At 59.1% G+C, this 13,085-nt stretch carries 11 protein-coding genes; 3 read left to right on the forward strand and 8 right to left on the reverse strand.

The genetic code is table 11. The annotated features are described in order from the left end of the window. Positions 1 to 148 precede the first annotated feature (148 nt). Positions 149 to 1,378 (forward strand): phosphoglycerate dehydrogenase, encoded by a 1,230-nt coding sequence (gene serA, locus FFH21_RS26260; protein ID WP_002555754.1) that lies wholly within the window; start codon positions 149 to 151, stop codon positions 1,376 to 1,378. A gap of 235 nt (positions 1,379 to 1,613) precedes the next feature. On the opposite strand, the gene FFH21_RS26270 is transcribed toward serA, so the two are convergent. Beyond that, entirely contained in the window at positions 1,614 to 2,051 is a 438-nt protein-coding gene (locus tag FFH21_RS26270; protein WP_011169785.1) for a DUF4399 domain-containing protein, read from the reverse strand. Positions 2,052 to 2,186: 135 nt separating this feature from the next. Continuing rightward, positions 2,187 to 2,822 carry a 2OG-Fe(II) oxygenase gene (locus FFH21_RS26275; protein ID WP_005733639.1) on the reverse strand — a complete coding sequence of 212 codons (636 nt, stop codon included), beginning with the start codon at positions 2,820 to 2,822 and terminating at the stop codon, positions 2,187 to 2,189. 141 nt (positions 2,823 to 2,963) lie between these two features. Here FFH21_RS26275 and FFH21_RS26280 point away from each other — a divergent pair, with 141 nt between their 5' ends. After that, the gene (locus FFH21_RS26280; RefSeq protein ID WP_004655021.1) at positions 2,964 to 3,716 is read left to right on the forward strand and encodes a DUF2059 domain-containing protein; all 753 of its coding nucleotides are present in this window, start codon (positions 2,964 to 2,966) and stop codon (positions 3,714 to 3,716) included. A 14-nt stretch (positions 3,717 to 3,730) separates the two neighbouring features. Here FFH21_RS26280 and FFH21_RS26285 read toward each other — a convergent pair whose 3' ends face one another. Continuing rightward, entirely contained in the window at positions 3,731 to 4,672 is a 942-nt protein-coding gene (locus FFH21_RS26285) for an alpha/beta hydrolase (RefSeq protein WP_011169787.1), read from the reverse strand. A 278-nt stretch (positions 4,673 to 4,950) separates the two neighbouring features. Here FFH21_RS26285 and FFH21_RS26290 point away from each other — a divergent pair, with 278 nt between their 5' ends. Then, positions 4,951 to 7,338, forward strand: coding sequence for a penicillin acylase family protein (locus FFH21_RS26290; protein WP_011169788.1), 2,388 nt, complete (start codon positions 4,951 to 4,953; stop codon positions 7,336 to 7,338). Between the two features lie 328 nt (positions 7,339 to 7,666). Here FFH21_RS26290 and FFH21_RS26300 read toward each other — a convergent pair whose 3' ends face one another. From FFH21_RS26300 to FFH21_RS26320, 5 genes are all read right to left on the reverse strand, one after another. Further along, positions 7,667 to 8,548, reverse strand: a complete 882-nt coding sequence (locus tag FFH21_RS26300) for an ABC transporter permease subunit (RefSeq protein WP_004655028.1) — start codon at positions 8,546 to 8,548, stop codon at positions 7,667 to 7,669. Next, positions 8,545 to 9,465 carry an ABC transporter permease subunit gene (locus FFH21_RS26305; protein ID WP_003372160.1) on the reverse strand — a complete coding sequence of 307 codons (921 nt, stop codon included), beginning with the start codon at positions 9,463 to 9,465 and terminating at the stop codon, positions 8,545 to 8,547. The genes FFH21_RS26300 and FFH21_RS26305 overlap by 4 nt, the downstream gene beginning before the upstream one ends. Then, on the reverse strand, positions 9,462 to 10,604 hold the full coding sequence (gene potA, locus FFH21_RS26310; protein WP_004663260.1) for a polyamine ABC transporter ATP-binding protein: 1,143 nt from the start codon (positions 10,602 to 10,604) through the stop codon (positions 9,462 to 9,464). The genes FFH21_RS26305 and potA overlap by 4 nt, the downstream gene beginning before the upstream one ends. Before the next feature lie 54 nt (positions 10,605 to 10,658). Continuing rightward, positions 10,659 to 11,753, reverse strand: a complete 1,095-nt coding sequence (locus FFH21_RS26315) for a polyamine ABC transporter substrate-binding protein (protein WP_011169790.1) — start codon at positions 11,751 to 11,753, stop codon at positions 10,659 to 10,661. Positions 11,754 to 11,924: 171 nt separating this feature from the next. Beyond that, complete coding sequence (locus FFH21_RS26320) at positions 11,925 to 13,022, reverse strand: polyamine ABC transporter substrate-binding protein (RefSeq protein WP_004663257.1); 1,098 nt, start codon at positions 13,020 to 13,022, stop codon at positions 11,925 to 11,927. Between the last annotated feature and the right edge of the window lie 63 nt (positions 13,023 to 13,085).

The following is a 13,085-nucleotide window of genomic DNA, read 5'->3' on the forward strand; positions in this document are numbered from 1 at the left end:
CGAACGATTCATGGGCATCCTGAGAACGGTTCACGTTCGGGATGAGGTTTCGCGGGGCTCATATGCTAGCATACGCCCCCCGTGAGTCGTGCCCAGAGCCGAACCGGGCACCCCCTGCCAATTTTCTTCGGGACACAGGTTTACGCAGATGAGCAAGACTTCCCTCGACAAGAGCAAGATCAAGTTCCTTCTTCTCGAAGGCGTCCATCAGTCCGCTGTCGACGTCCTCAAGGCAGCCGGCTACACCAGCATCGAGTACCACACCAAGTCTCTGCCGGAAGCCGAACTGAAAGAAAAGATCGCCGACGCACACTTCATCGGTATCCGCTCCCGCACTCAGTTGACCGAAGAGCTGTTCGATTGCGCCAAGAAACTGGTTGCCGTCGGCTGCTTCTGCATCGGCACCAACCAGGTTGACCTCAATGCAGCGCGTGAGCGCGGTATTGCAGTGTTCAATGCGCCCTACTCCAACACCCGCTCGGTAGCTGAACTGGTGCTGGCCGAGGCGATCCTGCTGCTGCGCGGTATCCCTGAGAAAAACGCTTCATGCCACCGTGGCGGCTGGATCAAAAGCGCGGCCAACTCTTTCGAAATCCGTGGCAAGAAGCTCGGCATCATTGGCTATGGCTCGATTGGTACGCAGTTGTCGGTGCTGGCCGAAGGCCTGGGCATGCAGGTGTACTTCTACGACACGCTGACCAAGCTGCCACTGGGCAACGCGACTCAGGTGTCCAGCCTGAACGAGCTGCTGGGCATGTCCGATATCGTCACCCTGCACGTGCCGGAAACCTCGGAAACCCAGTGGATGATCGGCGAAAAAGAAATTCGCGCGATGAAAAAGGGCAGCATCCTGATCAACGCGGCTCGCGGCACAGTCGTTGAGCTGGACGCCCTGGCCGACGCGATCAAGGACAAGCACCTGATCGGCGCTGCAATCGACGTGTTCCCGGTCGAGCCACGCTCGAACGACGACATCTTCGAAAGCCCGCTGCGTGGCCTGGACAACGTGATCCTGACCCCGCACATCGGTGGTTCCACTGCCGAAGCGCAGGCCAACATCGGTCTGGAAGTCGCAGAAAAGCTGGTCAAGTACAGCGACAACGGTACATCGGTGTCGTCGGTCAACTTCCCGGAAGTGGCCTTGCCTGCTCACCCTGGCAAGCATCGCCTGCTGCACATCCACGAGAACATCCCGGGCGTGCTCAGCGAGATCAACAAGGTCTTCGCCGAGAACGGCATCAACATCTCCGGTCAGTTCCTGCAGACCAACGAGAAAGTCGGTTACGTGGTCATCGACGTCGACGCCGAGTACTCGGATTTGGCACAAGCCAAGCTGCAACAGATCAAAGGCACCATCCGCAGCCGCGTTCTGTTCTGATCCGAGCGCCGTGCCCACCCCGTGTGGGCACGATCAGTGTTATTCCGGGCACCTATCGTTCCTCACGCTCCAGCGTGGGAATGCAGTTCACGACGCTCCGCGTCGCAAGAGGACGCAGAGCGTCCAGAAAGGCATGCGACGCAGAGCGTCGCACGATAGTTGCGATAATCGTTCCTCACGCTCCAGCGTGGGAATGCCGTTCGTGACGCTCTGCGTCACAAAAACACTGACACACCTACTTCACATTGATCGTGATCTTCTTCGACTCGACCGACGGGTTCAGCGGCATGTGGCCTTTGTCGCCCATCAGCAATTGCAATGTGTGCTGACCAGGCGGCAGGTTGATTTCGGTTTCGGTCTGGCCCTTGCCGAAGTGACGGATGTTGTCACTGACCGGCAGCGGCGCATCCATCGCTGGCTGGTCGTTCACATCGATCAGCAGGTGATGGTGACCGGTATCGGGAACATCCACACCCGCAGGCGCGACGCCCATGCCCTTGAGGCCGAATTGCACCTTGAACGGTGAAGTCACGGTTTCACCATCCTTGGGCGAGATGATGTACACCTCGGCGCCTTCAGGGGATGCAGTGCATGGCATATCGGCGGCGCTGACCAGCATGGATGCGCTGAGCAACAGGCCCGCGACCACCGTTCCAGAAAATAAGGATTTCATGATTGCTCCGGTTGCAGTTGACGTAAGTCACCCTCACACAACAAATCCGTCGGTTCAGGAGTGCTCACGATAGACCGCAGCAGGGCTCAATGGCTCACTGCATTGATGAAACAGTTTTCATGAACAGGCCACCGGTCACTGAAACAGCTCGTTACCGCGGCGCCTGAACCAGCCCGTCAGTGACAGTCGATCACGGCTGGCAGGCATGACTTCATGGGGAATATCACCGGACAGAAAAACCACCAGGCAACCGCCTGTAGGCTGGACGTCGTAAGCCACATCGTCCTTGAGGTACATGCGCAACTGGCCGCCATGCTCGGGCAGCCAGGCATTGTTGAGGTAAAGCACCGCCGACACCATGCGCTTGTCATCATCGCGAAAGCGATCCACATGCCTGAGGTAGCGGGCACCCGGTGGATACAGCGCAAAATGGCTTTCGTAGTCCTCCAGCCCCAGGAAAAGGCCGCGATTGAGCGCCTGACGCAGGCTTTCCATCAATTCCAGATAGCTGTCGCAACACTGCACCTGCCCCGCTTCAAGCCACTGAATGCGGTCACCACGAATGCCTTCGCGTATTTCCTGCGCTGCGCCCTTGCCAATAGCGGCAGGCTCGAGCTCGCCTTCGGCAGCACGTTTTCGGCACTCTTGCTCAAGTTCAAGAGTCAGAGCTTCGGGCAGGAAAATATTCTGCTGCGACCAGCCGTTGGCGGCCAGGTCGTCGACGATTCGCAACAGCAGTGGGTGGTCAGAGGGTATGCGCATGGCGTGCATAGTATCGATAAGCCATGAAATCCGACAGAGGCGTATACATGTGGTATCACACGCGTGAGATTTCACTCGCCAACGGCACTCATAACTCGACAAATCCACGCTAACACCCGGAGAATAGCGGCCTGCCGACAGGAGTCCCCAATGCGTCGTTTGTTTGTTTTGCTGTTGATGTTCTGCACCTCCCCTGCCTGGGCAGACAGCTACGATCAGTTGTACAAGGCCGCAGGCTGGCCGGAACAGCGCGCGCATTTCAACGATGCTCTCAAGGCTGCTCAACAGCGCTACAGCAACAACCTGCCGCCTGCGGTTTATCAAGCGCTGGTCAATAACAGCAATCAGCGTTTTTCCCCCCAGGCCATGGACCAGCGCGCGTCCAGGCGCCTGCGTGAAAGCCTCAAGGACCCTGCCCCGTCGCTGCAGTTTTTCCAGTCGCCGCTGGGCCGCAAGATCGTCAACGCCGAGCTGACCGCCACCCGCGCCGATCAGCTGGCCAAACATGCCCAGGGGCTGCCGCATATCGAAGCGGATGCAACGCGTCAGTTGTTGATCGGCCATCTGGCCCAGGCACTGCCGGCCAGAGAGGCCGGCGCGGAAGTCAGCCTTGCCATCGCAGGCGTTGCCGCAGACAGCCTGAGCCAGATGATTCCCGGCCTGCTCGGTGGAGGCCAGGCACAGGGCATGCTCGAAGGCCAGCGCGAGCGCCTGATGGCGCAGATGAGTGCTGATCTGAACAACACGCTGCTGTACGTCTATCGCGACCTGTCGGACCCTGAGCTTGAAGAATTCTCGACCTTCGCCGAGTCGCCGGAAGGCAAAGCCTATTATCAGGCCGCACTGGCTGCGATTCGCGCCGGACTGGCGGTTGGGCAAAGTGCGTCGAGCCTGAACCCCTGATCGGTACCGACGGCTTAGCGCAAACGCCCTTTCAGAAAATCAAAGTACCTTGCCCGTAACTCCGGCGATTCATTGGCCAGATGATGCCGGGCGTGCCCCAGCATCAGGATCTGCGGCTGGCTGAACTTGCCTTTCAGAACCGTGAGGTTGTGAGACCAGTCGACCGTCATATCTGCGTCACCTTGAATGATCAACGGGCTGCGCAGGCTCCGCGGCGCGCGCTCAATACGCACAATCCATTGCGACAACGCGCCGACCCAGGCAGTGGGCAGGCGACGCGGCTGTAAAGGGTCCGCCAGGAGAAAAGGCAGGAACGCAGGCGCATTGGAGTTTTCGGTGAAACGCCGGGCAATGCCGTTTACGAACGGTTTGAGCAGGTGATAACTCAACCGCGACCATCCCCAGGCCCTTGGCCTGACCAGCGGTGCCAGCAGGATTACCTCACCTTGCGCAGGCGTGTCGTGCCCCTGATGGAGCAGGTGATCGGTAACGATGGCACCGCCCATGCTTTGTCCGCACAGGTGCCAGGGATGTGGCAGTCCCAGGCCTTCGGCTTCAGACAGCAGACGTTGCAACACCAGTTGATACTCGGCGAAGTCATCGATACAGGCCCGACTGCCGCTGGACAGGCCATGGCCCGGCAAGTCGCAGGCGATCACGGCGAAGCCCTGCTCCAGCGCCCATTCGATCACATGCCGGTATAGCCCCATGTGGTCGTAAAAACCGTGAAACAGAAACAGCGTGGCGATCGGACTGTCAGGCATCCACACCTGCCCGACAACCTCGTAGCCCGCGACATCGAGACGCCCCAGCCAGCTGCGTATGATTTTTTCGCCGCCCAGCCCGGCCAGGCCGTAGAAGCGTTGATAGGCCAGTCCGTCCATGGAAAGCGGGTCGATGATATTCAGCGGCAGCAGGCTGGCGCGCAGTTTATCGGGGTCAAACGTGGCGGACATGTGGCTTCCAGATTCCGGGAAACGGTAAGTAAAATTGTGTAACGATATTCTTCTGTATGCTCCGGCATGGCAAGCTGCTCGACTGCAATCACACGCTTCACATGCTTAGGCACATCGCCATCAGACTGCACGGTAGCGAACGCTATCTTAATGTTTACTGCGTACTCGATCGCGGTAGGCTTTCGCGCTGTGTTCTGCAGGACGGCCTGTCAGGCTGCTGCCATAGTGCACAACCATAGCCTTCGCCCATGCATCACGCCATTCACAGAGAACCCCGGATGAAACGCAGCCTCGTCATTCTAGCCATCATCATCGCCATCCTTGCAGGCGGCGCGGGCTGGTACGTCAATAGCAAACAACCGGTCCGTGATGGCGAGATTGCCATGAGCCATCTTCAGGCACCTGTCACGCTGCGTTACGACGAGCGTGGCGTGCCGCACATCCGCGCCGAGAGCGAAGCAGATCTGTACCGAGCGCTGGGTTATGCCCATGCTCAGGACCGGCTGTTCCAGATGGAAATGCTGCGGCGTCTGGCGCGTGGCGAACTTGCGGAGATACTCGGGCCGAACCTGGTCGAGACCGACAAACTGTTTCGCACACTGCGTATTCGCGAGCATGCCGACGCGTATGTCGCACGCCAGGACAAGAACACCCCGACCTGGAAAGCGCTGGAAGCCTACATCGTCGGCGTCAATCAGTATCAGGACACCCACGCACGACCGATGGAGTTCGACGCGCTGGGTATTCCCAAGCGGCGCTTCACTACCGAAGACACCGTGAGCATCGGTGGCTATCTGGCGTACAGCTTTGCGGCAGCATTCAGAACCGAACCATTGCTGACATATGTGCGCGATCAACTGGGCCCGCAGTATTTGAAAGTGTTTGATCTGGACTGGCATCCGGACGGCATGCTCGGTTCTAAACCGGCATTGGCCAGCGCCGACTGGAAAGGCCTGGCGCAGTTGGCCCAGCTGAGCCACAAAGCGCTGGAAGGCGCAGGTCTGCCGCAGTTCGAGGGCAGCAACGCCTGGGTGATTTCCGGCAGCCGTACGCAAAGCGGCAAACCGATCCTCGCGGGCGACCCGCACATCCGCTTTTCCGTGCCTTCGGTGTGGTACGAAGCACAGCTTTCTGCGCCGGGTTTTGAGCTGTACGGACACTTTCCGGGGCTCAATCCGTTCGCGTTTCTGGGCCACAACATGGATTTCGGCTGGAGCCTGACCATGTTCCAGAACGATGACGTGGACCTGATCGCCGAGAAGACCAATCCTGATAACCCCAATCAGGTCTGGTATCACGGGCAATGGGTGGACATGAAGCGTACCGAGCAGCAGATCGCGGTAAAAGGTCAGGCCCCTGTCACCCTGACCCTGCTTGAGTCGCCGCACGGTCCTATCGTCAACAATGTGATGGGCAAGAACGCCGGCCAGACGCCAATCGCGATGTGGTGGTCATTTCTGGTGTCCGCCAACCCGGTGCTGGATGGTTTCTACGAGGCCAACCGCGCCGACACGCTGGACAAGATGCGTAGCGCGGCCGAGAAGATTCAGTCGCCGGGCCTCAATATCGTCTGGGCCAATGCCAAAGGTGATATCGGTTGGTGGGCTGCGGCGCAACTGCCGACTCGTCCGCAAGGCGTCAACCCGAGCTTCATTCTGGACGGCAGCACGGCACAGGCCGATAAGCTCGGCTTTTACCCGTTCAGCGCCAACCCGCACGAAGAAAACCCGGCGCGTGGCTACATCGTGTCCGCCAACTTCCAGCCGCTGTCGCCGACCGGCATGCAGATTCCGGGTTACTACAACCCGGCCGAGCGCGGTCAGGAGCTGAACCGGCAACTGAGCGACTCCACCATCAAGTGGGACCTGGCCGCCAGCAAGGCGCTGCAACTGGGCACGCAGACCGATTACGCACCTAGCATTCTCAAACCGCTGATTCCGGTACTGCGCAGCGTTGGCAGCGACCCGGACGAAATCGCCCTCGTGGAGCGGCTGGCCAGCTGGAAAGGCGATTACCCCGTTGATTCGGTGGGTGCCACACTGTTCAACCAGTTCCTGTTCGACCTGACGGAAGAAACATTCCACGACGAACTGGGCGATACGATGTTCGAAACGCTGCTGTCGACCCGCGTACTGGACGCCGCCCTGCCGCGTCTGGCCGCCGATGCCGATTCGCCGTGGTGGAACAATCGCAATTCACCCCATGAAGAAAGCCGCGCCAATACCGTCAAGGTAGCCTGGCGAGCCACTGTTTCGCACTTGAGGTCGCTGTATGGCACTAACCCGGATGAATGGGTGTGGGGCAAGGCGCATACCTTGACCCAAGGCCACCCGCTGGGGTCGCAAAAGCCGTTGGATATGATCTTCAACGTTGGCCCGTATGCAGCGCCGGGCACCCATGAAGTGCCGAACAACCTGTCATCCAGCATCCGCCCTGCCCCGTGGCCCGTCGGCTACGGCCCTTCGACCCGCCGCCTCATCGACTTCGCCGACCCGGCGCATAGCCTGGGTATCAACCCGGTAGGCCAGAGCGGCGTGCCGTTCGACAAGCATTATTCGGATCAGGCCAAGGCGTTTGTGAGTGGCGAGTACGTGCCACAGCGCTTCAGCGAGAAAGACGTGGCAGAGCATACGGAAGGGGTTTTACGGTTAGTGCCGGGGGAATAGCCGAGCCCGGAAATGAGGCTTCTCGTGGGAGCGAGCTTGCTCGCGAACTGTCGGGAACCGACAGTGAAACCTTCACGTACGGTACATCAGGCACAACCGGGTTTGACTATCGTGCCAATGCTCAGCGTTGGCATGCCTTTCGTGACGCTCCGCGTCACAAGTCTGCGTAGCACCGCGCTATCAAGATCGGACGCAGAGCGTCCAGAGCTGCGCTCCCACGCTGGAGCATGGGAGCGTGGGAGCGATAAACCGAGATAGCTAGTTGCTGCCGGTAACCGGCAGTTCGCGAGCAAGCTCGCTCCCACGCCCTCCGCGCACGATCAGGTCCTCACGCCGCAGGCGCACGCCTTGGGTCCGGTTGTTTCCAGGCGTCTGCTGCGCTTTCCTCGATGGCTTGCTGGATGGCACGCTTGCGGCTGTTTTCCGCGCGGCGGGTGAAGAACCAGACCAGGAAGGTCGCCAATGAAACGGCCAGCAGAATCAGGCTCGCCACTGCGTTGATTTCAGGTTTAACGCCCAGTCTCACGGCGGAGAACACTTCCATCGGCAGAGTCGTCGAACCCGGCCCGGAAACGAAGCTGGCGAGCACCAGGTCGTCCAGCGACAGTGCAAACGACATCATGCCGCCGGCTGCCAGCGACGGCGCGATCATCGGGATGGTGATCAGCAAGAACACCTTCCACGGACGCGCGCCCAGATCCATCGCCGCTTCTTCAATCGACAGGTCCAGCTCACGCAGCCGCGCCGATACCACCACTGCCACGTAGGCCGCGCAGAACGTCGTGTGCGCGATCCAGATGGTCATGATGCCGCGCTCCTGCGGCCAACCGATCAATTGCGCCATGGCCACGAACAGCAGCAACAGCGAGAGGCCGGTGATCACTTCGGGCATTACCAGCGGCGCAGTTACCAGCCCGCCAAAGAACGTCCGACCCTTGAAGCGACTGATGCGGGTCAGCACAAACGCAGCCATCGTCCCCAGCGCCACCGCAGCAACGGCGGTGTAGCAGGCGATCTCCAGCGAGCGCATCACCGAGCCCATCAGTTGCGAGTTATCCAGCAGGCCGACGTACCATTTCACCGACCAGCCGCCCCAGACCGTCACCAGTTGCGAGGCGTTGAACGAGTAGATGACCAGAATCACCATCGGCGCATAGATAAACAGCAAACCCAGAACCAGCATCAGGTTCGAGAATCGAAAGCGGTTCATGCCTTGCCCTCCAGTTCTTTGGCCTGACTGCGGTTGAACAGGATGATAGGCACGATCAGCACCAGCAGCATGATGACTGCCAGCGCCGAAGCCACCGGCCAGTCACGGTTGTTGAAGAATTCCTGCCACAGCACGCGGCCGATCATCAGTGTTTCCGGGCCACCCAGCAGTTCGGGAATCACGAATTCGCCGACCACCGGGATGAATACCAGCATGCAGCCGGCGATCACACCGTTCTTGGACAGCGGCACGGTGATTTTCCAGAAGCTGTTGAAAGTGCTCGAACCCAGATCGGACGCGGCTTCCAGCAGGCTGGTGTCATGCTTCACAAGGTTGGCGTACAGCGGCAAAATCATGAACGGCAGGTAGGAATAGACCACGCCGATGTACACCGCCAGGTTGGTGTTGAGGATCTGCAACGGCGCGTCGATCAGCCCAAGCCACATCAGGAAAGCATTGAGCAGCCCGTTGTTGCTGAGGATGCCCATCCAGGCGTAGACGCGGATCAGGATCGCCGTCCAGGTCGGCATCATGATCAGCAGCAACAGCACGGTTTGCAGGTCCTTGCGCGCGCTGGCGATGGCATAGGCCATCGGATAGCCGATCAGCAGGCACAGCAAGGTGCTGATGAAGGCCATCTTCAGCGAGCCCAGATAGGCCGAAACGTACAGGTCATCGCCACTGAGCAAGGTGTAGTTGGCGAAGTTGAGGACCATCTGCAGCTTTTCGTCGGCGTAGCTGAAGATCTCGGTGTATGGCGGGATCGCGACGTCGGCTTCGGCGAAGCTGATCTTGAGCACGATCAAAAACGGCAGGGCAAAGAACAGAAACAGCCAGAGGAACGGCACGCCGATGACCATCTGCCGCCCGTTGGGCTTTATGCGCTCGAACGCGCGCTTGATCTTGCGGATTTTCATGAGCGCAGTACCACGCCGCTGTCGTCTTCCCACCACACGTAGACTTCATCGCCCCAGGTAGGCCGTGCGCCCTGACGCTCGGCGTTGGCGACGAACGATTGCACCAGCTTGCCGCCCGGCAGCTCGACGTAGAACACCGAATGACCGCCCAGATAGGCGATGTCGTGGACCTTGCCGCGTGACCAGTTGTATTCGAAGCCTGGCTGCTCGGTGGTGATCAGCAGTTTCTCAGGGCGCAGGGCGTAGGTGATGTGCTTGTCTTCCACCGACGTACTGACGCCGTGGCCGACATAGATATTGCGCTCCAGCTCGGGACTGCGGATCAGCGCGTGGGCTTCCATGTCTTCGATCACGTCACCTTCGAACAGGTTGACGCTGCCGATGAATTCGCAGACCAGACGGCTGGTCGGGGTTTCGTAGATATCGATCGGGCTGCCGATCTGCGCGATCCAGCCCAGGTGCATGATTGCGATGCGCTCGGCCATGGTCATGGCCTCTTCCTGATCGTGAGTCACCATTACGCAGGTCACGCCGACGCGCTCGATGATCTCCACCAGTTCCAGCTGCATCTGCGAACGCAGTTTCTTGTCCAGCGCACCCATTGGCTCATCAAGCAACAGCAGCTTGGGCTTTTTGGCCAGCGAGCGGGCCAGGGCCACACGTTGACGCTGGCCGCCCGAGAGCTGGTGCGGCTTGCGCTTGGCGTACTGGGTCATCTGCACCAGCTTGAGCATCTCCGCCACGCGGGCTTCGATTTCCGGCTTGGCCAGCTTGTCCTGTTTCAGGCCAAAGGCGATGTTGTCCGCCACGGTCATGTGCGGGAACAGCGCGTAGGACTGGAACATCATGTTGATCGGGCGTTCGTACGGCGGCATGTCGGTGATGTCGACACCGTCGAGGTAGATACGGCCTTCGGTTGGCCGTTCGAACCCGGCCAGCATGCGCAGCAGTGTGGACTTTCCGGAACCGGAGCCGCCAAGCAGGGCAAAGATCTCACCCTTGTTGATTTGCAGCGACACGTCGTCCACCGCAATCGTCTCGTCGAACTTCTTCGTGACCCGATCGATCCTGACCAGCACCTCTTTGGGTTGCTGACCGCCTTCGATGGCTTTCTTGTAGGCGCCGGAGGCAACTGCCATGGGTGAAACTCCCAACAGGTAGGCAACCGGCCAATACGGCCGGGTGCTGGATTTTTATTTGCCCGACTTGACCTTGGTCCAGCTGCGGGTCATCAGACGTTGCACCTTGGGGGGCAACTCGCTGTTCACGAACAGGCGGTCCAGCACTTCCTGAGGCGGGTAAACCGCTGCATCGGTGCGGATTTTCTGGTCCATGAACTCGCCGGAGGCGGGATTGGGGTTGGCGTAGCCGACTTCATCGCTGACCTGGGCGATCACCTTGGGGTCAAGCATGTAATTGATGAAGGCGCTGGCAGCCTTGATGTTTTTCGAGTCTGCCGGAATGGCCAGCATATCGAACCACAGGTTGCCGCCCTCCTTCGGGATGCTGTAAGCGAGCTTCACGCCTTTGCCTGCCTCTTCTGCGCGCGCCTTGGCCTGAAACACATCGCCCGAAAAACCGGCTGCAACACAGATGTCGCCATTGGCCAGATCAGTGATGTATTTGGACGAGTGGAAATAGGTTACGTAAGGACGAATCGCCAGCAGCTTGGCTTCGGCCTTCTTGTAATCGGCTTCCTTGGTGCTGTTGGGGTCCAGCCCCATGTAGTTGAGCACCGCAGGCAACATCTCATCGGCGGAGTCGAGAAACGCTACGCCACAGCTGGAGAGCTTCTTGATGTTCTCCGGCTCAAACAGCACGGCCCAGGAGTCGATCTTGTCGACGCCCAACACGGCCTTGACCTTTTCGACGTTGTAACCGATGCCGTTGGTACCCCACAGGTACGGCACGGCGTATTGGTTACCCGGATCGTTCTTCTCCAGACGCTTGAGCAGCGCCGGGTCGAGATTCTTGTAATTGGGCAGCAGCGACTTGTCGAGCTTCTGGAACGCACCGGCCTTGATCTGCTTGCCGAGGAAGTGATTGGACGGCACCACCACGTCATAGCCGGTGCGTCCGGCCAACAGCTTGGCTTCAAGGGTTTCGTTGGAGTCGAACACGTCGTACATCGGCTTGATACCGGTAGCGGCTTCGAAGTCCGCCAGGGTGGTCTTGCCGATGTAATCGGACCAGTTATAAATATGCACGGTGGACTCAGCCTGGGCACTGATCGACAGTGTCAGCCCGGCAGCCGCCAGCAAGGCTTTGGAAAAAATAGAAATAGACAAAGAATGAGTCCTTTTAACAGAGGGGCCTGAGCGCCGGAGGGCGTCCGGAAAACCAAACCGGCGCGCAACTTACCGTCTATGCGTCCAACCAGCAAAGGTTTAGGCAATATTCCTGTCTGTTGGAGGCTGCGCAGCCAAGGCTACGCAGCATCCACAGGTTTGATGACAGGCTTATTTACCTGACTTTATCTTGGTCCAGCTGCGGGTCATGATCCGCTGCGTGGCAGCAGGCAAGTCCGCGATTGCATACAGTTTGGCCTGTACGTCGGCAGGTGGATAAACGCCAGGGTCACTGGTGATTTCCTTGTCAACCAGCGCCGTAGCCGCCGCGTTACCGTTCGGGAAGCGTACGGCGTTGGTGATCTCGGCCATGATTTCCGGCTTCATCAGGAAGGTCATGAACTTGTAGGCACCCTCGACGTTTTCGGCATCCTTGGGAATGGCGACCATGTCGTAGAAGCTACCGGCACCTTCTTTAGGAATGTTGTAAGCAACTTTTACCTTGCCACCGGCTTCCGCAGCACGGGACTTGGCCTGATAGATGTCACCCGAGTAGCCGACTGCGACGCAGATATTGCCGTTGGCCAGGTCCGAGATGTACTTGGACGAGTGGAAATAGCCAATCGACGGACGAATCTTCATGAACAGCGCTTCAGCCTCGGCGAGCTGCTTCTTGTCCTGAGAGTCTGTCGGGTAGCCCAGGTAATGCAGGGCAATCGGCAGCATTTCGGTCGGCGAATCGAGGAAGCTGATGCCGCACGACTTCAACTTGGCAGCGTTCTCCGGCTTGAACAGCAGGTCCCAGGAATTGACCGGCGCATCGGCGCCCAGCGCAGCCTTGACCTTGTCCGGGTTGATGCCGATACCGATCGAACCCCACATGTACGGGAATGCGTGCTTGTTGTCCGGGTCGCTGACCGACACGGCTTTGAGCAACGATTCGTTCAGGTTTTTCCAGTTCGGCAGTTTGGATTTGTCCAGTTCCTGGTAGACGCCCGCCTTGATCTGCTTGGCCAGGAAGTTGTTGGACGGCACAACGATGTCGTAGCCGGACTTGCCGGCGAGCAATTTGGCTTCCAGCGTCTCGTTGCTGTCGAAAACGTCGTAGACCACCTTGATGCCCGATTCTTTCTCGAACTTGGCAACGGTGTCCGGCGCGATGTAATCGGACCAGTTATAGACGTGCAGCACTTTATCATCGGCCTGCGCAGCGGCGGCCACAACGCCCATCAGGGACAGCGCGAGAAGGGTCTTGCCAAATTTTTTCATGCGTAGCTCCAATGTATTTTTATCACTGACCGTCAGTTAGCGGCTTGTAGCCATTAGTCTGGC

Origin of the sequence: Pseudomonas sp. KBS0707 (assembly GCF_005937945.2) — a bacterium.
In the GTDB taxonomy this organism is placed as follows: domain Bacteria; phylum Pseudomonadota; class Gammaproteobacteria; order Pseudomonadales; family Pseudomonadaceae; genus Aquipseudomonas; species Aquipseudomonas amygdali.